This is a genomic window from uncultured Parvimonas sp., from assembly GCF_963524015.1.
GTDB lineage: Bacteria > Bacillota > Clostridia > Tissierellales > Peptoniphilaceae > Parvimonas.
The window spans coordinates 139607-165572 of record NZ_CAURDT010000002.1 but is presented as its reverse complement, the minus strand read 5'-3'; the positions used below and the strand labels follow the sequence as shown (position 1 = coordinate 165572).

At 27.6% G+C, this 25966-nt stretch carries 26 protein-coding genes and 4 tRNA genes; 29 read left to right on the top strand and 1 reads right to left on the bottom strand.

Annotated elements, in window-relative coordinates:
- Nucleotides 1–7: 7 nt before the first annotated feature.
- The 9 genes from RWJ08_RS03635 (at nt 8) to RWJ08_RS03595 (ending at nt 5350) form a co-directional block, all read left to right on the top strand.
- A complete protein-coding gene (locus RWJ08_RS03635; protein ID WP_313961103.1) occupies nt 8–817 on the top strand; it encodes an MBL fold metallo-hydrolase in 810 nt (269 codons plus the stop codon).
- A 177-nt stretch (nt 818–994) separates the two neighbouring features.
- A complete protein-coding gene (locus tag RWJ08_RS03630) occupies nt 995–2356 on the top strand; it encodes an aldehyde dehydrogenase (RefSeq protein ID WP_313961102.1) in 1362 nt (453 codons plus the stop codon).
- Between the two features lie 194 nt (nt 2357–2550).
- A complete protein-coding gene (locus tag RWJ08_RS03625; RefSeq protein WP_313961221.1) occupies nt 2551–2784 on the top strand; it encodes a pro-sigmaK processing inhibitor BofA family protein in 234 nt (77 codons plus the stop codon).
- 11 nt (nt 2785–2795) lie between these two features.
- Nucleotides 2796–3425 (top strand): dTMP kinase, encoded by a 630-nt coding sequence (gene tmk, locus RWJ08_RS03620; RefSeq protein WP_313961101.1) that lies wholly within the window; start codon nt 2796–2798, stop codon nt 3423–3425.
- Nucleotides 3422–3748, top strand: coding sequence for a cyclic-di-AMP receptor (locus RWJ08_RS03615; RefSeq protein ID WP_293440093.1), 327 nt, complete (start codon nt 3422–3424; stop codon nt 3746–3748). The genes tmk and RWJ08_RS03615 overlap by 4 nt, the downstream gene beginning before the upstream one ends.
- A gap of 8 nt (nt 3749–3756) precedes the next feature.
- Nucleotides 3757–4029: a cyclic-di-AMP receptor gene (locus RWJ08_RS03610; RefSeq protein WP_009354493.1), complete on the top strand. Its 273-nt coding sequence runs from the start codon at nt 3757–3759 to the stop codon at nt 4027–4029.
- A gap of 3 nt (nt 4030–4032) precedes the next feature.
- Nucleotides 4033–4839 (top strand): hypothetical protein, encoded by an 807-nt coding sequence (locus RWJ08_RS03605; RefSeq protein ID WP_313961100.1) that lies wholly within the window; start codon nt 4033–4035, stop codon nt 4837–4839.
- A gap of 12 nt (nt 4840–4851) precedes the next feature.
- Nucleotides 4852–4980, top strand: coding sequence for an LPXTG cell wall anchor domain-containing protein (locus tag RWJ08_RS03600; protein WP_293440089.1), 129 nt, complete (start codon nt 4852–4854; stop codon nt 4978–4980).
- A 130-nt stretch (nt 4981–5110) separates the two neighbouring features.
- Complete coding sequence (locus RWJ08_RS03595) at nt 5111–5350, top strand: Veg family protein (RefSeq protein WP_009354820.1); 240 nt, start codon at nt 5111–5113, stop codon at nt 5348–5350.
- 81 nt (nt 5351–5431) lie between these two features.
- Here the strand turns inward: RWJ08_RS03595 and RWJ08_RS03590 are convergent, their stop codons facing one another.
- Nucleotides 5432–5995, bottom strand: coding sequence for an ECF transporter S component (locus RWJ08_RS03590; protein ID WP_009354650.1), 564 nt, complete (start codon nt 5993–5995; stop codon nt 5432–5434).
- 171 nt (nt 5996–6166) lie between these two features.
- Between RWJ08_RS03590 and RWJ08_RS03585 the strand changes: the two genes are divergently transcribed.
- From RWJ08_RS03585 to RWJ08_RS03490, 20 genes are all read left to right on the top strand, one after another.
- On the top strand, nt 6167–7300 hold the full coding sequence (locus tag RWJ08_RS03585; RefSeq protein ID WP_313961099.1) for a class I SAM-dependent RNA methyltransferase: 1134 nt from the start codon (nt 6167–6169) through the stop codon (nt 7298–7300).
- 17 nt (nt 7301–7317) lie between these two features.
- On the top strand, nt 7318–8427 hold the full coding sequence (locus RWJ08_RS03580; RefSeq protein ID WP_293440084.1) for a SpoIIE family protein phosphatase: 1110 nt from the start codon (nt 7318–7320) through the stop codon (nt 8425–8427).
- Entirely contained in the window at nt 8427–9692 is a 1266-nt protein-coding gene (locus RWJ08_RS03575; RefSeq protein ID WP_313961098.1) for a glucose-6-phosphate isomerase, read from the top strand. Before RWJ08_RS03580 ends, RWJ08_RS03575 begins: the two co-directional genes overlap by 1 nt.
- Before the next feature lie 13 nt (nt 9693–9705).
- Nucleotides 9706–10278 (top strand): AI-2E family transporter, encoded by a 573-nt coding sequence (locus tag RWJ08_RS03570; protein ID WP_313961097.1) that lies wholly within the window; start codon nt 9706–9708, stop codon nt 10276–10278.
- The gene (glp, locus tag RWJ08_RS03565; RefSeq protein ID WP_313961096.1) at nt 10268–11497 is read left to right on the top strand and encodes a gephyrin-like molybdotransferase Glp; all 1230 of its coding nucleotides are present in this window, start codon (nt 10268–10270) and stop codon (nt 11495–11497) included. The genes RWJ08_RS03570 and glp overlap by 11 nt, the downstream gene beginning before the upstream one ends.
- The gene (gene mobB / locus RWJ08_RS03560; protein WP_313961095.1) at nt 11487–11978 is read left to right on the top strand and encodes a molybdopterin-guanine dinucleotide biosynthesis protein B; all 492 of its coding nucleotides are present in this window, start codon (nt 11487–11489) and stop codon (nt 11976–11978) included. The genes glp and mobB overlap by 11 nt, the downstream gene beginning before the upstream one ends.
- Before the next feature lie 160 nt (nt 11979–12138).
- Nucleotides 12139–12214: transfer RNA gene (locus RWJ08_RS03555), tRNA-Lys, on the top strand.
- Between the two features lie 378 nt (nt 12215–12592).
- Nucleotides 12593–12668 (top strand) — tRNA-Phe (locus RWJ08_RS03550).
- A 3-nt stretch (nt 12669–12671) separates the two neighbouring features.
- Nucleotides 12672–12746, top strand: a tRNA-Gly gene (locus RWJ08_RS03545).
- A gap of 9 nt (nt 12747–12755) precedes the next feature.
- A tRNA-Cys gene (locus RWJ08_RS03540) sits at nt 12756–12829 on the top strand.
- Between the two features lie 87 nt (nt 12830–12916).
- Complete coding sequence (locus RWJ08_RS03535) at nt 12917–14392, top strand: UDP-N-acetylmuramoyl-L-alanyl-D-glutamate--2,6-diaminopimelate ligase (RefSeq protein WP_313961094.1); 1476 nt, start codon at nt 12917–12919, stop codon at nt 14390–14392.
- 73 nt (nt 14393–14465) lie between these two features.
- The gene (asnB, locus tag RWJ08_RS03530) at nt 14466–16289 is read left to right on the top strand and encodes an asparagine synthase (glutamine-hydrolyzing) (protein ID WP_313961093.1); all 1824 of its coding nucleotides are present in this window, start codon (nt 14466–14468) and stop codon (nt 16287–16289) included.
- 11 nt (nt 16290–16300) lie between these two features.
- Nucleotides 16301–17491: a D-alanine--D-alanine ligase gene (locus tag RWJ08_RS03525; protein WP_313961092.1), complete on the top strand. Its 1191-nt coding sequence runs from the start codon at nt 16301–16303 to the stop codon at nt 17489–17491.
- Nucleotides 17491–18174 carry an amino acid racemase gene (locus RWJ08_RS03520; protein WP_313961091.1) on the top strand — a complete coding sequence of 228 codons (684 nt, stop codon included), beginning with the start codon at nt 17491–17493 and terminating at the stop codon, nt 18172–18174. Before RWJ08_RS03525 ends, RWJ08_RS03520 begins: the two co-directional genes overlap by 1 nt.
- Before the next feature lie 116 nt (nt 18175–18290).
- Nucleotides 18291–18737 (top strand): DNA starvation/stationary phase protection protein, encoded by a 447-nt coding sequence (locus RWJ08_RS03515; RefSeq protein WP_313961090.1) that lies wholly within the window; start codon nt 18291–18293, stop codon nt 18735–18737.
- A 410-nt stretch (nt 18738–19147) separates the two neighbouring features.
- Nucleotides 19148–20851 (top strand): proline--tRNA ligase, encoded by a 1704-nt coding sequence (locus RWJ08_RS03510; protein WP_313961089.1) that lies wholly within the window; start codon nt 19148–19150, stop codon nt 20849–20851.
- 40 nt (nt 20852–20891) lie between these two features.
- A complete protein-coding gene (locus tag RWJ08_RS03505; protein ID WP_313961088.1) occupies nt 20892–21779 on the top strand; it encodes a hypothetical protein in 888 nt (295 codons plus the stop codon).
- 116 nt (nt 21780–21895) lie between these two features.
- Entirely contained in the window at nt 21896–23686 is a 1791-nt protein-coding gene (locus tag RWJ08_RS03500) for an ABC transporter ATP-binding protein/permease (protein ID WP_313961087.1), read from the top strand.
- Complete coding sequence (locus RWJ08_RS03495) at nt 23676–25331, top strand: ABC transporter ATP-binding protein (protein ID WP_313961086.1); 1656 nt, start codon at nt 23676–23678, stop codon at nt 25329–25331. The genes RWJ08_RS03500 and RWJ08_RS03495 overlap by 11 nt, the downstream gene beginning before the upstream one ends.
- Nucleotides 25332–25391: 60 nt before the next feature.
- The gene (locus tag RWJ08_RS03490) at nt 25392–25811 is read left to right on the top strand and encodes a YbaN family protein (protein ID WP_313961085.1); all 420 of its coding nucleotides are present in this window, start codon (nt 25392–25394) and stop codon (nt 25809–25811) included.
- The last annotated feature ends 155 nt before the right edge of the window (nt 25812–25966 follow it).

Genomic DNA, 25966 nt, shown 5'->3' with positions numbered 1-25966 from the left:
GGATATTATGGGAATAATTTATTTTTTTGACAAACATTTTAAAAAGTATCTTTTGAAGGGTACCAAGGCGCTTAATCCATCTAATACCGGTATTTTTCCAAATGGAATTTCATGTATTAGAGAAGCTGATGTAAATATGTGGTTTTATACTAAAGATGGTAATACTATTGCTTTTGATTCAGGGCATATGAACTTTCCAAATGTCAATTTTGAGTTTGAAAAAATTAATATAAATCCAGATAATATTAAATATGTTTTTTTAACTCATGTTGACGTAGATCATGCCGGCGGGATTGATAAGAATGGAAAGAATATTTTTCCAAACGCTCAAGTATATATTGGTGAAAAAGATGAACAATATTTAACAGGACAACTTCATAGAATGAAGAAATTAGGATTTTTAAAGCTTAATATTGGTGTAAGTTTATCTTCTGGTTATAAACTAATTAAAGATGGAGATGTTTTTAATATTGAAGGTATAAAAATTGTTGCTATTCATATTCCTGGACATACAATTGGACATATGTGTTATATTGTTGATGACAAAATTCTTATAAGTGGAGATTGTTTAGCGATTAATAAAAAAGGTGGTTATCCATTCTTTGACTTTTTCACACAATTTCCAGAAATGAATAAAAGATCCTTAATTAAATTAAAAGAAAAAGTTAAGGGATACAACATAGAAGCTGTATGTACTGGTCATAGTGGATATAGAGAATTTGACAATAATACTTTTGCTCATATTACGGAGACTGCAGACTTTGGCAGAAAAAATCATTTTGATGAAGATGCTCCTGATGACTGTATGAAATACTAATTACAATGGTAAATTTTATTATAAAGATAATTATCTATTTTTATTTTAAATAATATAAAATTAAATTAATAGGCTTTAGAGCTAATTAATGGTATTTCTAAGGAGCTTTTTAAAACAAATTTGACTTATATTTAGAGAAAATCTTAACAAAATATAGTATATCATAAGGAGTACAAGATGGAATTAAAAAGTATTGTTGAAAAGCAGAGAAAATTTTTTACTACAAATACAACAAAATCTGTCGAATATAGGATTAGTATGTTACAAAAACTTGAAAAAGTAATTCAAACTAATGAAAAGCAAATATTATCCGCTCTCTATGAAGATCTTTCAAAATCAGAGGCAGAAGGTTATCTTACTGAAATTGGAATAGTATATGGTGAAATTCATGAGGCATTGAAAAAAGTGAAGAAATGGAGTAAGCCTAAAAAAGTGAGAGGAAGTCTTGGGACATTTCCTGCTAAAAGCTATGTTTATTCAGAACCTTATGGAGTTGTGTTAATAATGGCACCGTGGAATTATCCTTTTAATTTGTCACTTTCTCCACTAGTTGCTGCTATTGCTGCAGGAAATTGTGCTGTTATAAAATGCTCAAAAGAGAGTAAAAATACATCAAAAATTATTAGAGATATAATAAATAAAACATTTGAAGAAGAATATATTTATTGTGTAGATTCTGACCTTGATTATGACGAAATTCTTCATCAAAGATATGATTTTATATTTTTTACCGGAAGTGCAAGAGTTGGAAAAATCATAATGCGTGTTGCAAGTGAAAATTTAATTCCTGTATCTTTGGAGTTAGGGGGAAAGAGTCCTTGTATTATTGACGAAACCGCTGATATAAAACTTTCTGCAAAACGTATAATATGGGGGAAACTTTTAAATGCAGGACAGACATGTGTTTCAATAGACTATATTGTTGTTCATAAAAATGTAAAAGAGGAACTTATTAAATATTTGCAAAAAGAAATTGAATTAAGATATCCAGATGCTGTAAATAACAAATCTTATCCAAAAATTATTAATACTCGTCACTATGAACGTCTTTTAAATTTAGTAAAGACTGAGTCAAATGTAATTGGCGGAAAGAGTAATGACAATGAAAGAAAGATTGAACCTACTATATTTCCTGATGTAGATTTTGACCACGAGATTATGAAAGATGAAATTTTTGGACCTTTGCTTCCTATTATTGAGTATGATGATATAGATAAAATTATTGATATAATTAAAGAGAGAGAAAAGCCATTAGCATGTTATATTTTTTCGCAAAGAAAGGAAAATGCAGAGTATATTATTAACAGCCTTTCTTATGGAGGAGGTTGTGTGAATGACACTATAATGCAACTTGCAAATAGTCATATTCCTTTTGGTGGTGTAGGAAATAGTGGTATGGGCTCTTACCACGGGAAATATGGCTTTGATTTATTAAGCCATAAAAAAGGAATTGTAAAAAATAAAACTATTTTAGATTTACCATTTAGATATGCACCTTTTGATTTGAAAAAATTGAATATATTTAAAAAGATAATGTAGCAAATAAGTAAAAAGCGGTTAGAATAGATATATTTATTTTTTGACAGTTTTAATTGATAAAATCTTTGCATTGTGATAAAATAATAGTAGAAAGAATAGGAGAGTGATACTTTGGAAAACTTTGGAAAAATGTATTATGATTCATTAGAATCTCTTGATTTCGCTGGTTTAAGTAAGTTTTTTTCGAACATAGTATTATTTCTTATATTGTAGGAATTTTATTAATTGTTTTAGTTTTTAAATTACTAAAGTTTCCGTTAAAGATTTTAAAAAAGATTATTGTGAATTCTATAATCGGATATGTGATTTTATATATTTTAGCGATTTTTAAAATAGTTATTGTTCCATTTACTTATTTGAGCTACTTTTTAGTTGGTAGCTTCGGAATAGTTGGAATAATTTTATCATATTTATTTTATTCATTCTAAGGAGTTAAATAATGGGTTTATTTATTACTTTTGAGGGACCTGACGGATGTGGGAAAACTTCAATAATAAATTTAATTAAGGAATACTATAAGGATAACGAAAAAATAATTTTTACAAGAGAACCAGGTGGAACAAAAATATCAGAAGAAATTAGAGAACTTATTTTATCTAATGATAATGTAAATATGTCGTCACGAACAGAAGCATTACTTTATGCAGCTAGTAGAGCTCAACATATTGATGAACTTGTAAAGCCAAATTTGGAAAAGGGTAATATTGTTATTTCAGATAGATTTGTTTTAAGTTCACTTGCTTATCAAGGTGGTGGCAGAAAACTTGGGATTGAAAATGTTAAAAGAATAAATGATTTTGCTATTAATGGAGTTAATCCAGATGTGATTATTTTCTTTTATGTTGACCCTTTGACAACTTTGAAAAGAAAGTCTTTAAGTGAAGATGCTGATAGACTTGAACTTTCGGGAGATGATTTCCATAGTAGAGTTTATGATACATATATGGAACTTCTTGAGGAAATGAAAGATGATAGAGTCTTAAGAAAAGTCGATGCTACTAAAAGCATGGAAGAAGTTTTTGAAGATGTAAAAAAAATAATAGATGAAAAAATGGAGGAATTGCTATGAAGATGATTATTGCAATAGTTCAAGATCAAGACTTGAACCCACTACAAGAAGATTTAACTGAAAAGGGATTTAGAATGACAAATCTTGCTTCAACAGGTGGATTTTTAAGAGCTGGAAACTCAACTCTTTTAATTGGGGTTGAAGAAGAAAAGTTAGATGAATGTTTGAAAATTATTGAAGAAAATTGCAAGTCAAGAGAAATTACAACATCTGTTTTGAGTGTTACAATGCCAGGCGACGCTTATATTCCTTTCCCTATGGAAGTTCTAGTAGGTGGAGCTACAATTTTTGTGCTTGATGTTGTAGATTTTGTAAGAATGTAGGTGATTTTATGAAACTTATTTTAGCAATTATACAAGACCATATAGCTCAAGACGTTTTAAATGAGCTTTCTGAAAATAAAGTTAGAGCTACAAAACTATCTTCAACAGGTGGATTTTTCAAAAAAGGAAATACTACAATATTGATAGGTATTGAAGAAGAAAAATTAGATAGAGTTAAAGAAATGATTTTAAATATTTCAAAAAATAAGGAAACAGTTGATGATAAAACAGCTAATACTGTAATGTTTGTTCTAAATATGAATCAATTTATTAGGGTGTAGTTTATGAATTACACTCTTTTCAAAGAAAAGATTGATTTCTTTGATTTTTCTCAAAACTATATTGTTGAGGGAAGCGAAGATTTTTTAGATAAAGTTTCTAAAGAATTAACATTAAAGGTTTTAAATCCTGAAGATGATTTTAAAATTTCTAGAGAAATTGAAGAGCAAACACATCCTGATTTGATGATAGTTGAAAGCGAAAGGAATAATATTCCTATTGATTCAATTAGAGAGATGATTAAATATGTCCAAAAAAGACCTTTGGAATCAAAGTATAAATTGGTCATCATAAAAGGTGGACAGTTTTTAAGAGCAGAATCATCAAATGCTTTATTAAAAACTCTAGAAGAGTCTTTTGACTATGTCATAATCTGTATTTTAGTTGATTCAAGATATAAACTATTGTCAACAATAAGAAGTAGATGTATTTTTGTTTCAGAAGTAAATTCCTCAGAAAACTTTGATTATTCAGATTATGGCAAATTGTTGGAAATTTTATCCATTGCACTTAAAGGTGACTTTTTGGCAATTTATGATTCGAAAAATAAGGAATATCTTTTGAGTTTAAAAGAGGATAGAAATTTTATACCTTTATTGTATAATTTTTTTAAAGAATTTTATATTTTTTTAGAAACGGGTCAAGATGTTTCAAATAAAGATATTTTGAAAATATTTAAAAACAATGTTGATTTTGATAAAAAGAAATTATCAAAAATTTTAGAAACGATAGAAAATGTCAGAGAAAATTTGTATAATAATGTGAATTTTCAATTGTCTATTGAGAAAGTATTTATAACAATTTTGAGGTAGTTGGAGGTTTGTATGGGAGAATATACTAATCTTATTTCATTTATGAATATTGATAGTAGTAAGAATCTATTTTTAATAATAGGAGTTTTAAGTTTAATAGCTATTATAGTTGTATTAGTTATGAAGAGAAGAAATAAATAAATTTTTATGGATATTTTTAACTGTAGATATTCTTATAAAATATCTACAGTTTTTTGTTTTTTTATCAAAGTTTTCTAATTTGACTTTATTTCTTTTTTATGTTAAAATATATATAAAAGGCGGTGCTGTTATGGATACAAAAGAGAAATTAGTTATGATTAGAAGAGTTTTGGGAAACAACATTGGAAGAAAAGTATTGATTACTATTAAACGAAGCAAAGAAGAATATGTTGAAATCAAGGGAGTAATTGGAGAAGTATTTACTTCATTCTTTACTGTTGAAATTGAAACAGAAGAACATAAAACAAGAACTTGTTCATATTCCTATTTTGATGTTTTGACATCTCAAGTAAGTTTAAAGGCAAGCTAAAATGGATTATTAGAACTTTGATTTTTCAAAGTTCTTTTTTTGTGTTATAAGAAATGAGTGATTAATAATCACCCATTTTTGCTAAAATTTTAAAATTTTTTGTAAACTCTTGTAAATTATAGGAACTAATGCAGAACATACTATTATTTCAGGAATTCCATTTGAAATTGCAACTCCAAATAAAAATTTTGCAGGATTGACTTTTAAAACATCATATATTTGATTAGCACAGAATATATATGCCATAGAAAGGACTCCAAATGTGTTTATCATTGTTCCTACCATACTTGCAAGTACAACATTAAAAATATTTTTAATGTATTTTTTTATAAAATTAAATGTATAATATGTTCCAACTCCTATCAGTGCTCTTGGAAGTATTGATACCATCGGATTTATAAACATAAAAGATAGAGGACTTATTCCTGATAAATGTTGAAAAAATGAGAATAATCCAAAAATTAATCCAACAAAAAATGATACTGTTGGTTTCTCTATTAATGCGATTAAAACTATTGGTATATGTACTGTAGTAATTCTAACTACTCCTAATGGAATAAATCCTATTGGAGAAAGTGATAAAATAATTACAATTGCACTTAGTATTCCGATTTTTGTTACGGATTTTGTTGAAATATCTTTCATAAATTCCTCCTTAGAGTTTTGAATATTAAAGCCTTGTTTATTATAACAAAAATAATAGAAAAATTCCATAATTTTCAATTTCTTTTGTTTTTTTTATGCAAATTTGGTATAATTATAGTCAATGATAGATGTATTTTTGTTATATTAGATTTTTATATAAATGGAGAAATAATGAAAAAAATAACTTTAATTGCCACTTGTGCTTTTGGTTTAGAGGCAGTTGTTAAAAGAGAGATAATCAAACTTGGTTTTGATGATATAAAAGTTTCTGATGGAAAAGTAGAATTTTTAGCAAATGTAAATGATATTGCGAAAGTTAATTTATGGGTTAGATGTGCAGAAAGAATTTTACTTAAATTGGATGAATTTAAAGTTTTAAGTTTTGAAGATTTGTATCAAGGAATAAAGAAAATAAAATGGGAAGATTTAATTTCAGTAAATGATAAATTTCCTGTAAATGCTAATAGTGTAAAATCAAAACTTTTTAGTTTATCAGATATTCAAAAGATTACAAAAAGAGCAATAGTTGATAGACTTAAAAATGTTTATGGAGTTGAATGGTTTGATGAAACTTCAGATGCATTGTACTATATAGAAGTATCTATTTTAAAGGATATTGTAACTGTTACCGTTGATACTTCAGGAGAGGCTTTACATAAAAGAGGATATAGAAAGAGAGCAGGAGATGCACCACTTAAGGAAACTTTAGCAAGTGCTATGATTAGTTTATCTTTTTGGGAACCAAGTAGAGTTTTTTACGATCCTTTTTGTGGAAGTGGAACTCTTTGCATTGAAGCCTATATGATAGGAAGAAATATTGCTCCTGGTATAATGAGAAATTTTGCTTTTGAAAATTGGAATTTATTAGATAAAGATGCTTTAAAAAACGAGAAAAATATAGCAAGAGCATTAATAGATTATGATAGAGATTTAAAAATTTTAGGGTCGGATATAGATAGACATTCGATTTTAATAGCCAGAGATAATGCTGATATTTTAGGCGTGGATGATGAAATTTCATTTTTTATAAAAGATATGAGAGATGTTGATCTTTATAATGAATATGGTGTTGTTGTTACCAATCCTCCGTATGGAGAACGTATGGGAGATATGGAAGAAGTTGAGAGGCTTTATAGAGATTTTGGGAAAAAATTTAAAGAATTAGATACTTGGTCTGTTTATTTAATAACAAGTATAGAAAGTTTTGAAAGATTATATGGGAGGAAAGCTGATAGAAAGAGAAAACTCTTTAACGGAAGAATTAAAGTCGATTTCTATCAATTTTATGGACCTAAGCCAAAATAACGGAGAACAGAATGTATATGGACAAGATTACACATTTAAATTTTGAACTGGCAGATTTTATGGAAGATTTAGTTCGAGTTTTCGATAAAACTGGACGAATTGTATATACTAATGCCAGTATGAAAAAATTTTTAGAAAATGAAGAAGGAAAGTTTTGTTTGTTTTCAGATGATTACATACATAAGAATGATAAAATTTTTTCTTCTTTAAAATGTGTTGCACCCATTGGACACAAGGAAGATGTAGAAACTGAATTATTATCAGTTGGAGAAAGAGACTTTTTAGTAAAGAGTAGTCCTATTTTTGATGACAAAAAGGATTACTGGGGTAGTATTGAAGTTTTTAGAGATATTACAGAAGGTAATAGACTTCAAAAAGACTTAATCAAATATCAAAAAATGATAAAAAATGATATGATAACTGCATCGGATATACAAAAAAGTTTATTATCTAAATTGAGTCATATTGATGGACTAAATTTAGAATATAAATATATATCATCTGATCAGTTATCAGGAGATTTTTTTGATGTAATAGAATTACCTAACGATAAAACTTGTGTGTATATAGCTGATGTTATGGGTCATGGTATTTCTGCAAGTATGATAACAATGTTTATAAAATTTTCCGTTAGGATGTTAGTTCATGGGCGAAAAATAGAACATCCAAGAGAGATACTAAGAGCTTTATCAAAGGAGTTTTCAAAACTTAATTTAGAAATGTATTTTACAATATTTTTGGGGATTTACAATAGAGAAACTTGTGAATTTGAGTATTCAAATGCAGGACATAATTCTATCCCGATTTTATTTAATAAGGATAAAAATGTTCGATTAGAATTAAGTGGTTTACCAATATCTTGGTTATTCCAAGATAGTAGATATTCTGTTGGTAAAGCAAAACTATGTCATGGAGATTGTGTGCTATTTTATACAGATGGACTTACTGAAACAAAAAATGAAAACAGAGAAGAATATGGAGAAGAAAGATTTTTTAATGTAGTAGATAAATATAAAAATTCACTTTCTGATAAGGAACTTTTGGACAAGTTAGTTGAAGATGTTTCTGAATTTAGATGTGGAATTCAAGAAGATGATATTGCATTACTAAGTATGAGGGTTTTATAATGATAAATAATTTTGAGCTAGATTTCTCAGAAGATTTATGTTTTACTAATTATAAAGAAGATGCTTTTAAAGCATTAGATTTTATTTTAAATAAAAATGGTTTGGGGAGTAATTTTTTAGGTTGGGTAACTCATCCAGAAGTTTATGACAGAGAAGAATACTCAAGAATGAAAAAACTTTCTGAAAAAGTAAAAAAGTCAGAAGTTCTTGTTGTTATTGGTGTAGGAGGAAGTTTCCTAGGATCTAAAGCGGTTATTAAAGCCCTTAAACCTTATTTCAAACAAGATGGCTTGGATATTGTATTTGCAGGGAATAATCTAAGTGGAGATTATTTGAGTGAATTGGTTGAATATATAAAAGATAAGGACTTTTTCATAAATGTAATTTCAAAATCGGGAAGTACATTTGAAACTGCTGTAGCTTTTAGAGTTTTAAAAGAATTATGTGAAGAAAAATATGGAAAAGAATCGATAAATAGAATTATTGTTACAACTGATTCAGAACGAGGATTGTTAAAAGAACTTAGCAATAAAGTCGGTTACGAAACTTTTAATGTACCTGATGATATAGGTGGAAGATTTTCAGTTTTAACAGCGGTTGGTTTATTTCCTATTATGTGTGCAGGAATTGATACTGATGCACTTTTACTTGGAGCAAATGATGGCTTAGAAGAATATACTAAGAAAAGTTTGGATAATATTTCTTTAAAATATGCAATAATTAGAAATGCAATGTTTAAAGATGAAAATAAGGAAATAGAATACTTAGTTGCGCATGAATTTAAACTAGCTTATCTTCAAGAGTGGTGGAAACAATTATTTGCTGAAAGTGAAGGAAAAAATGGAAAAGGACTTTATGTAGAAAGTGCAATTTTTACAAGAGATTTACATTCTTTTGGTCAAATGATTCAAGATGGAAATAAAATCACTTTTGAAACTATAATTGAAGTTGAAGATTTAAAGAATGACATTATCATTCCTCTTATCGATGAAGATTTTGACAATTTAAATTATTTAGCAAAAAAATCACTTAATGAAATAAATAAGGTTGCTGTTACAGCTACAAGGAAGGCACATACAGATGGTGATGTTCCAACTATTAAGATTACTGTTCCAAAATTAGATGCATACAATATTGGAAAGTTAATTTACTTTTTTGAAATGTCTTGTGCTATTTCTGCTTATATGTTGGATGTTAATCCTTTTGATCAACCTGGAGTAGATAATTATAAAAAAAATATGTATCAATTATTAGAAAAGATGTAAAGGAGGAAGAAATATGTATGTAAGCTATATAAAAGCTATGCTTAAAAAATGTAGGAAAACTTTAAGTTTTTATTTAAAAGTACAAGGAATTCTCGTTTTGTTAGCAATGCTTACTTCATTAATTGCTGTTTACCTAATGGGTTATCCTGGAAAATTTAAAGCTGGTTTAATTATGGGTATTTTGGAAATTGTTCCAATAATAGGTAATGGACTTTATTTGGCTTATCAAATTGTAGTTAATTTGATTAATCACGAAGTCGTAATTTCAGCTAATTTAGCAATATTGTATCTTACGATATTATCCGTTAGATTAGTCTTAGAACCAATTTTATTAGGAAGAAAACTTAATTATAAAATTGGAGTTATAATCTTTTTAGCAATTATATCTAAAATTATCGGCGGAAATAAAGGACTTTCAATAATGACTGTAATAATATTTATTTTGAATACTTTGATAAATATTAACGATATTTACTCTTTTGATCAAAAAAGAAAGATGAAAGAAAGAAAAGAAAAAAGACTTAGAGAAAGAGAACTTAGAAAAAAATACGATTATGAAAGTATAGGAGATGACCATGATAATTAATAATTTTTCACCTATTGAATTAAAAGAAGCTAGAAAAATAGTTGATGAAGTCAAAGTTGAAGAAAAAATTGAAAAAGTATATTTCAATGATGCTTTAGAAAAAGTTATCGCTGAAGATATAATTTCAAAAGTTAATATTCCTAACTTTGATAAGTCACCATTGGATGGCTATGCTTTTAGGGAAGAAGATGTCATAAATGCAAGCAAAGAAAATCCTGTTGTTCTAGAAGTTATAGATGTAATAATGGCAGGGGACGTTTCAGAAAAATCAGTTTCTAAAGGACAAGCAGTTAGATTGATGACTGGAGCAAAAGTTCCGAGTGGTGCAAATTGTATCGTAAGATATGAAGAAACTGAATTTAACGACAAAGAAGTTAAGATTTTTTCTCCAATAGGGAAAAATAAAAATATAATTGGACTTGGTGAAGATGTAACAAAAGGCGATGTAATAATAAAAAAAGGTACATTTCTAACTCCTGCAGAAATTGGTGTTTTAGCTAGTCTTGGAATTCCTTTTATTAAGGTCTATAAAGCGCCTCTGTTAAGTGTTTTTGCTACAGGAAGTGAGCTACTTGATGTTACTGATAAGATGGAAGATGGAAAGATAAGAAATAGTAACAGTTATACTATCGAACAACTTGGTAAAATGTACAATGCAGATGTTATCCAATATGGAAAAGTTGAAGATGATTTGGATTCCTTGGTTGATATGTATAGAAAAGCTATAAGAAATAGCGATATTGTTATTTCTACAGGAGGAATTTCTGTTGGAGACAGTGATTTTGTTTTAACTGCATTAGATAAAATAGGAGTAAAGACTATTTTTACAAGAGTTATGGCAAAACCGGGTGGACATGTTTTCTTTGGAGAATATGAAGGTAAATTTATATTTGCTTTATCTGGGAATCCTGCAGCATCTTTTATGAATTTCTACCTTTATGTTAGACCAATAATTTTAAGATTACAAAACAGAAATGCTAATATGCTTAAAGTTCAAAGCGAATTAATTAATGGATTTAACAATAAAGCAAAAGTTAGTAGAATTTTAAGGGCAACAACATTATACAAAGATGGAAAATTCTTTACAGAAATTGAAGAAGGACAAAAATCAGGAGTTTTATCTACAATGATTTCAAAAAATTCCATAGTTATTGTCCCAAGTCAAACTGAAATTTCTAAGGGAGAAATGATTGAAGCGGAGTTTTTATATGAACAATAAAGCAATTTCCATAGTTGGAGAATGTTCTAATGTTGGAAAGACAACTTTAATAAAAAACTTGTTAAAAATATTTTCTAAAGAAGGATTGAAAGTAGGAGTTGTAAAACATCATCATAGAGAATTTGATTTTGATAGAGAGGGAAAAGACAGTTATATATTCTCACAGTCTGGAGCAAGTTGTGTAAAAATGGTTAGCCCAAACAGAGTAATAACAGTCGAAAACTTGAATTATGAAAAATCTTTAAATGATGTTTTAAAAACAATGACTGAATATGATTTTGTTTTAGTTGAAGGATATAAATGGGAAAACTTAGATAGAATTGAAATTTATAGAACAGGCTATTCGACAAAAATAATTTCTGAAAGAGAAAAACTAATTGCAATTGTTTCAGATATGGAACATGATTTGGATGTAGATCAATTTAAATCAAATGAATATGAAAAAATTGCAGAAAAAATAAAAGATTACTTTAGTATTTAATTGAGATGTTTTACATCTCAATTTTTTTGTCTATTTGAAAGTGTTATATAAAAATGACTAATTAAAAATATCAAGAAAGTAGAGCTTTGTCCTATAAAAAATATTGTAAAGTACTTGACAAATTAAAATAAATGATTTATACTATTTAGGTATCAAATATGCACCTTTAGCTCAGCTGGCAGAGCACCTGACTCTTAATCAGGGTGTCCAGGGTTCGAACCCCTGAAGGTGCACCAATTAATTTTTTAGGTCGTTAGAAGATACCTAGAAAGTTGTATGCCCAGATAGTGAAAGTTGGTATAAGAGAGTAACCAAAATATCGAGATGAAATCGAAGATATTTTGAGTTAATATCTTAGTCTAGTGCGAAGCACGAGAGAATGAGCTATCCGAGAATTGATATAAAAGATATATTAAAAAATATAAAAGTTTGAAAAAATTGAATATTATATGCCCAGATAGTGAAAGTCGGTATAAGAGAGTGGCAAAAACAACGAAGTTGTTTTTAGGCAATATCTTAGTTTAGTGCGAAGCACGAGAGAATGAGCTATCTAAAAATTGAAATAAAAGCAAGTTTAAAATTCTAAAAATTTTGAAAAAAATTGAATATTATATGCCCAGATAGCTCAGTCGGTAGAGCAGAGGACTGAAAATCCTCGTGTCGGTGGTTCGATTCCGCCTCTGGGCACCATTTGCGGGAGTGGCTCAGTGGTAGAGCATCGCCTTGCCAAGGCGAGGGTCGCGAGTTCGAATCTCGTCTTCCGCTCCATTTCAATTTGGCGACATAGCCAAGTGGTAAGGCAGAGGTCTGCAACACCTTCATCTCCAGTTCAAATCTGGATGTCGCCTCCAAGGTCTCTTATGAGACCTTTTTTGTTTATGTAAAGAATAATAAAATAATTAAAATATTATATGGAGTTTTATAGATAGGAGTAAGATATGTTAGCTAATGAATTGTTATCTTATTTAAAGGTAAAAAAGATTTGTGGAAATATTGAAAATATAAATATAGAATACATTTCTCAAGATAATAGAAATATAAAAGAAAATACTGCTTTTATTTGCATAGAAGGTAATACTGTAGATGGACATTCATTTGTTGAAAGTGCCGTAAAAAATGGTGCAAAATTGGTGATAGCATCAAAAGAGGTATCTGACAAGTTAGGGGATATTCCGATTGTTTATGTTAAGGATAGTTTAAAAGTTATGGGACTTCTAGCTAATGTGCTATATAAATGTCCAAGTGAAAAATTATTTATGGTTGGAATAACTGGAACTAACGGAAAGACAACTACAAGTTATTTAATCAATCATATTTTTGAAACTTGTAATATGAAAACAGGACTAATAGGAACGATACATCATAAAATAGGAAATAAAGTAATTCCTACTAAAAATACAACTCCTATTTCTGTTGATTTGCAAGGATTTTTAAATGAAATGGTTATTGAAAATTGCAAATGTTGTGTAATGGAAGTTTCATCACATGCACTGGCTTTAGATAGAGTTTTAGGTTGTGATTTTGACTGTGCAATTTTTACTAATTTGTCACATGAACATTTAGAATTACACAAGACAATGGAAAATTATGCAAATACAAAGGAGCTTTTATTTACACAATTAGGTCATAATTTAAAGAATGGAAAGTTAAAAACAGCTATTTTAAATAGTGATGACGAATATTCAAAAAGATTTGCTGAACATATTCCATCAGAAATTATTACTTATGGAATAAATGATAAAAGCGCTGATTTTTTTGCTGATAATATTTCATTTGATGATTGGAAAATGAGATTTGATTTACATTTTTTAGATGAAGTATATAGAGTTGAAACTAATTTAGTTGGAGTTTTTAATGTATATAATGTGTTGGCTTCAATTTGTGCAGGATATGTAAAGAGAATTTCAATTTCAGATGTATTAGAAGCTTTAAAGAGTTTTACAGGTGTAAGTGGTAGAATGGAAATCGTAGAATCGAATAGAAATTACAAAATAATAATTGATTTTGCTCATACTCCAGATGGACTTATAAATGTTCTTGAAACTTTGAATAAAGTCCCTCATAATAGGATTATTACTATGATAGGTCATAGTGGTGGTAATAGAGATTCCAGTATGAGACCTGATTTAGGAAAAATAGCTTTAGAAAATTCTGATGAAGTTGTATTTACAGCAGATAATCCTAGACATGAGTCAATTAGCAAAATTGTAAGAGAATTGGTTTCTGAATGTGATAAGGGTAATTATACTGTTGTTGAAGATAGAAAAGAAGCAATAGAATATGCTTTTGAAATAGCAAAAGAAAATGATATTGTATTACTTGCTGGGAAAGGTGCAGAGCCATATCAAGTAATTGGTGATGAATATTTTCCTTATAGTGAGATAGATACAGTTAAGGAAATTTTAAAAAAATAGAAATAAATTGTTCTATATGATATAATTAATTAATAATTTGTTAATTCTTTTAAGTAGTATTTAAGGAGAAATTATGTGTGGATTTGTAGGATTTTACAGTAAAGATATAAAAGATGAAAATATAATAAAAGAAATGAATAATCAAATTATCCATCGTGGTCCAGATAGTGACGGATATTATTTTGATAAAGGAATTAATTTTGGGTTTAGAAGACTTAGTATAATTGATTTACACGAAGGCTCTCAACCAATCTTGAATGAAAATAATGATGTGGCTATTATTTTTAATGGAGAAATTTATAATTATCAAGAAATTAAGGATGATTTGTTAGGAAAGGGATATAAATTTAAAACTAATACCGATACTGAAGTTATTTTACATGGATATGAAGAATATGGTGAAGAAGGAATTTTAGCTAAATTAAGAGGAATGTTTGCTTTTACTATTTGGGATAGTAAGAAAGAGAGACTTTTTGGAGCAAGAGATCATTTTGGAATAAAACCATATTATTATACAATGATTGATGGAGATTTTATTTTTGGTTCAGAAGTTAAGTCATTTTTAAAATATCCAAAGTTTAAAAAAGAAATTAATGAAAAAGCATTAAAGCATTATTTAGTTTTTCAATACAATCCTTTAGAAGAAACATTTTTCAAAGGTGTAAAGAAACTTAGACCAGGACATTATTATATTTTTGAAAATGGGAAACTTGAAATCAAGAGTTATTACGATTTAACTCTTGATTATAAGGAAATGACTTTTGATGAAGCTGTAAGCAAGATAGAAAAAGAAGTTGAAGAATCAGTTAAGTATCACAAGATAAGTGATGTTGAAGTTGGCTCTTTCTTGTCAGGCGGTGTTGACTCAAGTTATGTTGTTGCAACAGCTATGCCTAACAAAACTTTTTCGGTAGGTTTTGATAATAAAGGCTTTGATGAAACAGTTTATGCAAAAGATCTTTCAGATAGATTAGGGATTGAAAATTTTTCAAAAATAATAACGCCTGATGAGTTTTTTGACGGAATAAATAAAGTGCAATATTATTCAGATGAGCCACATGCAAATCTTTCTTCTGTTGCTCTATATTTCTTGTCAAAACTTGCATCTGAACAAGTTAAGGTAGTTTTGTCAGGAGAAGGAGCTGATGAATTATTTGCAGGATATAATGAATATGCAGAGGCTCTTCCACAAAGAATTTACAAAAAATTACCATTTAGTTTAAGAAATAAGTTATATAACAAGTACAAAGATAAAAAGCATTTTAGTGGAAAGACTATTATAATGAAGTATGGTCGAAAGGTTGAAGATAGATATATTGGACCTGCAGAAATAATGTCTGATGAACAAGCTAATTTACTTTTAAAAGAAAAATATCAAAATTCTGAAACATCAAGAGATTTAACTAAAAAATATTATGATGAAGTTAAAGATATGGATGATGTTTCTAAGAGATTATATCTTGATATGAAAATGTGGATAGTTGACGATATTTTGCTTAAAGCAGATAAAATGACTATGGCAAATTCTATTGAGCTTAGAGTTCCACTTTTAGATAAAAAGATGTGGGAACTTGCAAGAACAATTCCTGTAAGACATAAAGTTCATAATGAAATAACAAAATATGCTTTTAGAAAAGCTGCTTTGAACAAATTGCCTGATGATTGGGCTAAGAGAAGAAAGTTAGGTTTTGTTGTTCCTTTTGTTTTATGGATTAAGGAAGAAAAATATTATAATATTGTTAAAGAAACTTTCAATAAGGATTTTGTAAGTGAATTTTTTGATGTGGAAAAAATCAATTCACTTCTTGACGATCACTTTAATAATAAAAACAATAATGGTCGTAAAATTTATACTATTTATACATTTTTAAAATGGTATGAACAATATTTTAATTAAGAGGTAAAAGAATGAACAAAGCTGTTGTTTTAGGTTGTAATTACTATATAGGACTTAGCATAATAAGATGCTTAGGACGTGAAGGAGTTCATGTTGTAGCTTGTGATTATGACTTTGATAATTCCTATGGAGCAAAGTCTAAATACATTTCTGAATTTTTAAAAATTGATGATTTGAATAAATTTGGAGAAGAGGCTTTTGTAGGATTAATTGAATATGGAAAAAAACAAGATGAAAAACCTGTTTTGCTTCCAACTCATGATAAATATGTTGAACTTATAGATAAATATTATGACGAATTAGAAAAATATTATTTAATTAGTCAAGCAAAAGGACTTAATTCAAAATTATTGGATAAGTGGACTTTACATGATATTGCTAAAGAAAATGGAGTAAAAATTCCAGCAACAATTAATGCAAACGATGAAAATTTAGTTGAAAAAGTGAAAAATGAAGTTGGATTTCCTTGTATTATCAAACCTTTTGACACTGTAGATTTTACTAAGGTCTTTAGAAATAAAGTTTTTATCTGTAATAATGTGGAAGAAATGGAAAATGGAATAAAAAAAGCTAAGGACAATAATATAGAAATCTTTGTTCAAGAAATTGTTCCAGGATTTGACGATTGTATGTTGACTTACGATTATTACATCGATAGAAACGGAAAGACAACTCATTATATGACTGCTCAAAAGCAAAGGCAATGGCCAATTAATTTTGGGGCATCTGTTTTTACAATTCAAAAATACAATCAAAAATTGATTGATATATCAAGACCTTTCTTAGAAAATATAGGTTATAGAGGTTTTGGTGAAATAGAATTTAAAAGACATGAAAAAACAGGAGAAATCTATCTAATAGAAATAAATGCAAGGACTACTAATTTTAACAATTTGATTTATAAAGTTGGAATTAATATGCCTTATATTGCTTATCTTGATTTAACTGGTAATTTAAAAGAAAGTGATTGTAAATATATTGATTATGATACAAATTACGCTTTTATTTACGGTTTTGAAGATATGGTTGCAATTTGGCATTATAAGAAAACTAAACAAGTTGGAATTTTTAAATCTTTAAAGATTTCATTTTCAAGAAAGTGGGCTCCTGCAATTTTTGCTACTGATGATTTAAAACCTTGGTTTTTCTTTAATAAAATTTTATTAGGAAAAGTTTTTAGAAAAATATTTAGGAGGAAATAGTGTACAAATTAGGAGTTATCGGAGGTATGGGACCTTTAGCAACTGTTAAGTTCTACGATAAAGTCGTTTTAAATACTGAGGCGCATAATGACAATGAACATATTGATTTAATAGTGTTAAATCATTCAACAATGCCTGATAGAACAAGATGTATTATAGAAAATAAAGATACTGAATTTTTAAATGAAATTAAGAAAGATTTGGAAATTTTGGATAAAATTGGTGTAGATGTAGTTGCTATTCCTTGTAATACGAGTCATTATTTTTATGATGAATTTAAAAAATTCGCAAATTTAAAAATTATAAATATGATTGAAGAAACAATTTTAGAAATAAAAAGAAGAGGAATAAAAAAAGTCGCAGTCTTTGGAACACTTGGAACACTAAATTCAAAAGTTTATAATAAATATGCAGAAGAAAACGGAATAGAAGTAAAAGAATTGTCCCTAGAAGATAAGAAAACTGTTATGGATATTATTTACAAGATTAAAGAAACAAATAATTTAGAGAATAAAGAATTTGTAGAAATTCTAAATAAATACTGTGATAACGAAACTATTGGAATAATAGCTTGTACTGAACTTAGTCTTTTAGATATATGTAAAAATATAAATACGATTGATGCTTTGGATGTTCTCGTAAATAAGAGTATTGAATACAGTGGAGCAAAGCTTAAAAAATAAATGTGATTCTAATCATATATTCTCAAAAAAATAAAAAAAATTATAAAAAAACTTTATTTTTAAAATATTTGGGTATATAATGGTTGTGAATGATAAAATAATAGGAGGAATGAAAAATGAAAGATTTTAAAAGTTTAAATGTTTATTTATCAGACATCGCAGTTATGACAACTAAATTGCATAATTTGCATTGGAATGTAGAAGGAAGAAATTTCTATCAAACACATATTTTTACAGAAGGATTATATGATAAATTCTTCGAATGGTATGATGAAGTTGCTGAAGCAATTAAAATGAGAGGTGGATTCCCATTCGCATCATTAAAAGAATATGTTGCTAATGCTACTGTTAAAGAATTAGAATCTAAGAAGGTAACAGTTGATGAAGTTAACGAAATAGTTATGAATGATTTAGATGCTCTTAAAGAAGAAGCTACTAAAATTAGAGAAGAAGCTGATAATGATGGAGATTTCATAATTGTTTCAATGTTAGAAGATCAAATTGGAGAACTAGAAAAGAATATTTGGTTCTTAAGAGCTTCTAAACCATGTTGCAATAAATAATAATAAAAAAATTTAGGTTGAGTTTATACTCAACCTTTTTTTGTTAAATAACAATGATTTTGAAAATCCGTTTGATAAAAAGAATAGTGGAATGATAAGGCTCTTAATTAAAATTTAATTTTTTATAGTTGACTTTTTCTATTAAATTTAATATAATTTATTCATTAGATATTTAGTGATGATAAGAAATAGTAAATTATTTATGTATATTTAGAGAGAAGTTGTTTGGTGAAAAACTTTTATGCAGATAATTGAACCTATCTTTGAACTTGTATTAAAATTACAGGGTTGTGCCTTATAGCTTTTGAGTATAAATTAGAGTGGTACCACGGCTTTCGTCTCTTGGAGATGATAGCCGTTTTTTTAATATCATCACAAAAATTAATTTTTTATTATGGAGGAATTATATTATGAAAATGAAAAGATACTATATGCCAACACTTAGGGAAGATCCACAAGAGGCAGAAATTATAAGTCATAAATTGCTTTTAAGAGCTGGAATGATAAGAAAAACTGCTGCAGGAGTTTATTCCTATCTTCCTCTTGGATATAGAGCAATTAGAAAAGTTGAAAATATTGTAAGAGAAGAAATGGATAGAATGGGTGGATATGAAATTTTAATGTCTGCACTTCAACCAAAAGAAATATGGGAAGAATCAGGAAGATGGCAAACTTTTGGACCAGAAATGTTTAAAGTTAAAGATAGAAATGAAAGAGAATTTTGCCTAGGACCTACTGCTGAAGAATATTTTACAACTTTAATTAGTGGAGAAATAAAAAGCTATAAACAATTACCATTAAATATTTATCAAATTCAAACAAAATATCGTGATGAAAAAAGACCACGTTTTGGTATAAACAGAGCTAGAGAATTTTCAATGAAAGATGCTTATACTTTTGATGTAAGCCCTGAAATGATGATGGAATCTTACAAAGAAATGTGGAAAGCATATGAAAAAGTTTTTAATAGATTAGGACTAAATTATAAAATTGTTGCTGGAGATGCTGGAGCAATGGGAGGAAACAGTTCACATGAATTTATTGCTCTTTCTGATGTTGGAGAAGGAGTTATTTGCTATTGTGATGAAAGTGGATATGCGGCTACAGACGAAAAAGCAGAAGTTATTTACAAAGTTGACGAAAGTGGAGAAGAAAAGGAACTTGAATTGGTTTATACTCCAAATTGTAAAACGATAGAAGATGTTGCAAACTTTTTAAAACAAGAGGCTTCAAAATGTATTAAGGCGATAGATTTAATTGTAGCAGGAGAACCTATTATAGTATTTGTTCCTGGAGATAGAGAGCTTAATATGACAAAACTTTGTGCTTATTTAGGAGTTCCAGAACATGAAATTGAAATGATGGATGAAGAAACAATTTTAAAAATTGGATCATCAGCTGGATACACAGGACCAGTAAACTTGAAAGCAAGAAAGATTTTAGATAAGAGAGTTACTCTTATGAAAAATACTGTAGTTGGTGGAAACAAGGAAAATCATCACTATATAAATTGTAATTTTGGAAGAGATTTTGACGGAGAAATTGCAGAAGATTTACTTATGGTTCAAGAGGGAGATGTTTGTCCTATAAGTGGTAAAACTTTGAAATTTGCAAGAGGTATAGAAGTTGGAAATATCTTCCAGCTTGGAACAAAATATTCTAAATCTTTAAATGCAACTTTCCTAGATGAAAATGGTGTTAGTCAATATTTCTGGATGGGAAGTCATGGAATAGGAATTACAAGAAGTATTACAGCGATTATCGAACAAAATAATGACGAAAAAGGAATTATTTGGCCAATTCAAGTTGCACCATATCATGCAATAGTTACAGTTGTAAATATTAATGATGAAGAACAAATGAAGCTTGGTGAAAAAATCCATGATGAATTGGAAGCTCAAGGTGTTGAAGTTATGCTTGACGATAGAAAAGAAAGAATAGGTGTTAAATTTAATGATAGAGATTTAATTGGTATTCCTTTAAGAATTACTGTCGGCAAAAAAGCTAATGAAAATATAATTGAATTCTCAACAAGAAGAGAAATGGAAAATGTTGAAATGTCTTCTGAAGATGCAATTAATAAAGTTGTAGAAGAAGTTAGAAAAATAAAATAGTTTTTAATAGTTGTATAGTTTTAATACGGAGAAATTCTAAGTGAAAGAAAAATTAAAAAGACTTTTAGATTTGCTGAAATTTGATATTTTTGATAATGTGGATGACGATTTGATTTTAGATAAAAAAGCTTTTAAACATTTATACAAAAAAATAATTTCTAATATTACTACTATAATTTCAGTTACATCTGTATTTATAGTTATGATTACTATGTCTTTCCAGGTTTTTTATAAAATAAATTGTAATGAATATTTTGGAATACCTAAAAAGTATTTTTCATATGATTTTATGGAACTTTTAGTTGAATTACTAATTAACTTTCTGAGGATAGTTATTTTCTATTATATAACATATTCTTGTATGAGTATTTCTATAAAGGTGGAGAAAAGACATAAAAAAATTTTTAAAATTAAAACTAGTTTTTGTAAAAATATTTTGAAAATAATATTTATAAGTATTACTATTTCAATCTTTTTTGTATGTATAATTATCACTGAATATTTGGCTTTTTATTTTATATTTGGATTTAATTTAGATACAAGCAATTTAACTGGGATAATATTATTGATTTTATTTATAATTTTTATAATAGTACTACTAAAGAATAAAATTATTTTCAATAAAACTTTTTGGATTTTGAATATTTTACTGTTGTTGATATTATCTATGTATATTAGATTTGATAGTGTTAAACCGAAAAATTTAAAGTATTATGAAGTTACAGTTATGAATATAGGAGGGAAAGATGAACAAGTAGTAGTTCTATCTAATAGTAACGATAAATGTTTAGTTGTAAAGTATGAAGAAAAAGATGGAGAAGCAATATTTTATACTAAGAATTATTATTTTATAAATAGGGAAAATAGAAAGTTTAACGTAAAAATATTTGAATATAAAACTATTGAAAAAAATGCTATTTTAAAATAGTAAGAATACCACAATATGTGGTATTTTTCAGACACATCAATTGAGATTGATTAGATTTTTAAATTTATATTGGGTATCTTACAGATAACTAATATTAAATTGTACAAGGAGTTTTTATGGATAGTGATTTCAGCACAAAAATACAAAAGCAAAAAATAAGTCGTGAAAGGCGAAAGGAATTAAAAAATAGATTAAAAAAAGAGTTAGGAGATAGAATGAGATTTGTCTATATATCATCTTTTTTGTCTTGGATTCAGTTTTTAATGAGAATTATTTCTTTTGGCTTTATAGCAAAGGGATTTTCTAATTTATATAATAAAATAGATTTTAATCTTTTTGCTTATGTTGTAATTGCAATCGGATTAAATATTTTCGGTTTTTGGATTTCTATTTTTGCTAAGAGATACCAAGGAGTAGCTTCTCAATTTGCGAGAGATAATTTAAAAGTTAAATTTTTTGATGCCTTTTCTAAAAGTGATGAAGAAGTCTTTAAAGGCTATTCAACAGCAGATGTACTTACAGTTGCATCTCAAGGGATTGACAGTTTAGATACTTTTTACAGTAATTATTTGACAACAACTTTAAGAACATATTTTAATTGTGCAACAATTTTATTGATTGTAGCTTTTATCTATCCTTTGGGTGGTTTGGTCTTTTTAGTTAGTATTCCTTTTATTCCTGTTTCAATAGTGTTAATACAAAAGCGTTCAGCAAAGATTATGCAGCATTATTGGTCAACTTATATGGATGTAAGTAATTTATTTATGGACGATTTAAAAGGATTGAATACTCTTTATTCTTATAGTGCAGATGCTATTTATGAGAAAAAATTTAATGAATCTGCTGAAAAATTTAGACTTTCCACTATGGAACTTTTAAAATTTCAACTTCAATCGGTTGGATATATGGATGGAGTTATGTATCTTGGAATTGCAATTTCAGGATTTTTAGCGGTTCTTTCAGTTTCAAAAGGCAATATGTCAATCTTTAATTTTATATTCTTTGTTTTGATTGCAACTGAATTTTTTACTCCAATTAGAGAATTGGGATATTGCATGCATTTACTTATGATGAATACTAAAATGGCAGATAGAATTTTTACTTTTTTAGATAGTGTAAAGAATGAAAAGAAAACAGAAGTTTCAAATATCAATTTAGAAAGTATAGATAATATTGAATTTAAAAATTTATCTTTTTCGTATGACGATAGAAAGGTTTTAAATAATATTAATTTTAGTATAAATAAAGGTAGTTTATTTGCAATAGCAGGAGAAAGTGGACTTGGAAAGAGCACATTTGCTAAAGTTTTGTTTAAAAATCTTGATGATTATTCTGGAGAAATATTAATTGATGGGAAATCCTTAAGAGATTTCTCAAAGTCAGATATAAATGCTCTAGGTTTTTATGTATCTCCTGATTCTTATGTCTTTAATGAAAGCATTATGGATAATTTGAAAAAAGCTACAAAATTATCTGAACACGAAATTTTAGAATGGATTGAGGAGAAAAATATTCTAAAATTTGTAAAGACTTTGCCTGACGGTTTTAATACAATTATTGGAGAAAACGGAAGATTGGTTTCTCCGGGGCAAAGGCAACAGATAATTTGTGTTAGAAGTTTACTTGCAAATAGAAAAATTTACATTTTTGATGAAATGACATCAAGTGTTGATACCGAAAATGAAATAGCAATTTTGGATTTAATCAAAATGATTTCTAAAAATTCTATTGTTATGTTTATTTCTCATAAGATGAAGCAAGTTAATAAAGCTGACTTTGTTTTATTTATGGGAAAAGAAAAAAGTTGGAATTTTGGGAAACCGGAAGATTTATACAATTCAAACTTTGAATATAGATTATTATTAGATAAACAAAATGAAATGGAGGAAATTTTAAATGAAAGATAGTTTAAGATTAGTAGCTAGACTTATAAATTTTATGAGAAAATTACTCCCAGTAATTTTGTTAGCTGTATTTTTTGCAGTTTTTGGATTTTTAATCACAGTTTATATTCCTGCAAAAATTATTTCCCTGGGTTTTGATGCGGTTAATGGAGAAAAGCTAAAAATAATATCTTTAATAATTTTAGTTGTTCTTGCAATTTCAAGAGGGCTTTTCAGATATGGAGAACATTATTTTGGACATTACGTTGCGTTTAAAGTTTTAGCAGATTTTAGAAGAGAAATTTTTTCAAAACTTAGACGACTTGCTCCGTCAAAACTTGATTCTCAAGATAGTGGAGCTCTGTTGAAACTAATAGGCGAAGATGTAGAAGCTTTAGAAGTTTTCTTTGCTCATACTTTAGCACCTATTACAACAGGGACTATTGTTTCAATAATTTTAATTATTTATTATTTACAATATAATATACTTTTAGCTTTAATTGCAGTTATAGTGTATTTTACACTTGCTGTTATTATACCTAATATATTTTCAAATAAATTAAAACCACATCTTGAAGTTCAACAAAAATATAGAAAATCATATACTTCATACTTTTTAGAAAGTTTAAGAGGTATGAAAGATTTACTTCAACTTGGAGTTGAAAAAGAGAGATTTAAAAACTTATCAAAAGAAAGTCGAATTGTAAATAAAAAAGAAAGAAATGTTGCAAAATTAAATTTCTTACAATTTTCATACAGTTTTTTAACAATAGGTTTCGGTGTTTTGGCTTTTGCTTTTGTAGATTTTATACTTGTAAATAAAAATGTAATTAGTGTAAAAGATGCAGTAATTACATTGGTAGTTTTCAGTTCATCATTTGCTCCATTTTTAGAACTCAGCAGACTTCCTTTAGGACTTGGTCGTGCATTACAAGCAGCAAAACAAACTTTTAGTTTATTAGATGAAAATGAACCGGTTGGAAATGACGGAAGTAAAGAAATTGAAAAAATAAATGAAATAAAATTTGAGAATGTTGATTTCTCTTATCCTAAGAGAGATAAGATGATTTTTGAAAATTTGAATTTGCATTTTGAAGATGAAAAAATTGTAGGTCTTGTCGGAGAGAGCGGATCGGGTAAAAGTACATTGATGAAAATGGTGATGAAATGGTATATGGCAAAATCAGGAAAAATATCTTTAAATGAGGAAGATATCCTAGAAATAGATAGTATAAAATTACAAGAAAAAATTGCTTATATTCCACAATTTCCACAAATTTTTTCTCAAACAATCAGAGAAAATTTAGTTTTAGGAAATGATAAGATTACTGATGAAGAAATTTTAGAAATTGCTGAAAAATGTAGATTAAAGGATGTAATTTTATCAACTGAAAATGGACTTGATACTAAAATAAATTCTGAAAAAATTATTTTTTCAAGTGGAGAAATGCAAAGACTTGAACTTATGAGAGCATTATTAAAGAGGGCTGATGTTTATATTTTTGATGAGCCTACAAGCAATTTAGATACTTTAAATGAATCAATAATTTTGAATTTGATTAAAGAAAATTGTAAGGGAATGGTATTTTTGATTTCTCACAGAATGAGTACAGTATCATTTTCAGATGTTGTGTATAGAGTTGAAAATGGTAAATGCTTTAAAATATAGCCTTGAAGATTAAGATGAAATATGTTATCATTACCATATTAAAGATATGAGGGGTAATATATGAAAATAAAAATTGTAAGATATACTTGGATTATAATAGGACTTATATTTTTTGCAATAGGAACTATTGGAGCTTTTTTACCAATATTGCCTACATTTCCATTTTATATTGTAACATTATTTTGTTTTGCAAGAAGTTCCGAGAAATTGCATACTTGGTTTGTTGGAACCAAATTATACAAAAATAATATTGAAAAAATTGCAAATAGAAAAGGACTTCCACTAAGACAGAAAGTAAAGATTATAATATTTTTCACTTTGACAATGGGAATTGGATTTTATTTTATGAAAAATACAAAAATTGGACGAATAATTTTGGGAATAGTTTGGTTTTGTCATGTCATATATTTTGTCTTTGGAATTAAGACAATAAAAAGTAATGAAAATGAAATAGAAAATATAGAAGCTGATATGAATTAAGAAATTCATATCAGTTTTTTATTGTGAAACAACAAGGTTCCCGGGAACCCACCCGATGCGAAGCATCGTGGAAGGGTGGGGTTCTTATTGGTTAAAAAATTTTTTTAAAAAATTTAAAAATTTTTTGTTCTACTTATTGATATAAAAATAATTAC

Coding starts and splice junctions, on each gene's coding strand:
- RWJ08_RS03635 (WP_313961103.1), top strand. CDS start 8: ATGGGAATAATTTATTTTTTTGACAAACATTTTAAAAAGTATCTTTTG.
- RWJ08_RS03630 (WP_313961102.1), top strand. CDS start 995: ATGGAATTAAAAAGTATTGTTGAAAAGCAGAGAAAATTTTTTACTACA.
- tmk (WP_313961101.1), top strand. CDS start 2,796: ATGGGTTTATTTATTACTTTTGAGGGACCTGACGGATGTGGGAAAACT.
- RWJ08_RS03615 (WP_293440093.1), top strand. CDS start 3,422: ATGAAGATGATTATTGCAATAGTTCAAGATCAAGACTTGAACCCACTA.
- RWJ08_RS03610 (WP_009354493.1), top strand. CDS start 3,757: ATGAAACTTATTTTAGCAATTATACAAGACCATATAGCTCAAGACGTT.
- RWJ08_RS03605 (WP_313961100.1), top strand. CDS start 4,033: ATGAATTACACTCTTTTCAAAGAAAAGATTGATTTCTTTGATTTTTCT.
- RWJ08_RS03600 (WP_293440089.1), top strand. CDS start 4,852: ATGGGAGAATATACTAATCTTATTTCATTTATGAATATTGATAGTAGT.
- RWJ08_RS03595 (WP_009354820.1), top strand. CDS start 5,111: ATGGATACAAAAGAGAAATTAGTTATGATTAGAAGAGTTTTGGGAAAC.
- RWJ08_RS03590 (WP_009354650.1), bottom strand. CDS start 5,995: ATGAAAGATATTTCAACAAAATCCGTAACAAAAATCGGAATACTAAGT.
- RWJ08_RS03585 (WP_313961099.1), top strand. CDS start 6,167: ATGAAAAAAATAACTTTAATTGCCACTTGTGCTTTTGGTTTAGAGGCA.
- RWJ08_RS03580 (WP_293440084.1), top strand. CDS start 7,318: ATGGACAAGATTACACATTTAAATTTTGAACTGGCAGATTTTATGGAA.
- RWJ08_RS03575 (WP_313961098.1), top strand. CDS start 8,427: ATGATAAATAATTTTGAGCTAGATTTCTCAGAAGATTTATGTTTTACT.
- RWJ08_RS03570 (WP_313961097.1), top strand. CDS start 9,706: ATGTATGTAAGCTATATAAAAGCTATGCTTAAAAAATGTAGGAAAACT.
- glp (WP_313961096.1), top strand. CDS start 10,268: ATGATAATTAATAATTTTTCACCTATTGAATTAAAAGAAGCTAGAAAA.
- mobB (WP_313961095.1), top strand. CDS start 11,487: ATGAACAATAAAGCAATTTCCATAGTTGGAGAATGTTCTAATGTTGGA.
- RWJ08_RS03535 (WP_313961094.1), top strand. CDS start 12,917: ATGTTAGCTAATGAATTGTTATCTTATTTAAAGGTAAAAAAGATTTGT.
- asnB (WP_313961093.1), top strand. CDS start 14,466: ATGTGTGGATTTGTAGGATTTTACAGTAAAGATATAAAAGATGAAAAT.
- RWJ08_RS03525 (WP_313961092.1), top strand. CDS start 16,301: ATGAACAAAGCTGTTGTTTTAGGTTGTAATTACTATATAGGACTTAGC.
- RWJ08_RS03515 (WP_313961090.1), top strand. CDS start 18,291: ATGAAAGATTTTAAAAGTTTAAATGTTTATTTATCAGACATCGCAGTT.
- RWJ08_RS03510 (WP_313961089.1), top strand. CDS start 19,148: ATGAAAATGAAAAGATACTATATGCCAACACTTAGGGAAGATCCACAA.
- RWJ08_RS03500 (WP_313961087.1), top strand. CDS start 21,896: ATGGATAGTGATTTCAGCACAAAAATACAAAAGCAAAAAATAAGTCGT.
- RWJ08_RS03495 (WP_313961086.1), top strand. CDS start 23,676: ATGAAAGATAGTTTAAGATTAGTAGCTAGACTTATAAATTTTATGAGA.
- RWJ08_RS03490 (WP_313961085.1), top strand. CDS start 25,392: ATGAAAATAAAAATTGTAAGATATACTTGGATTATAATAGGACTTATA.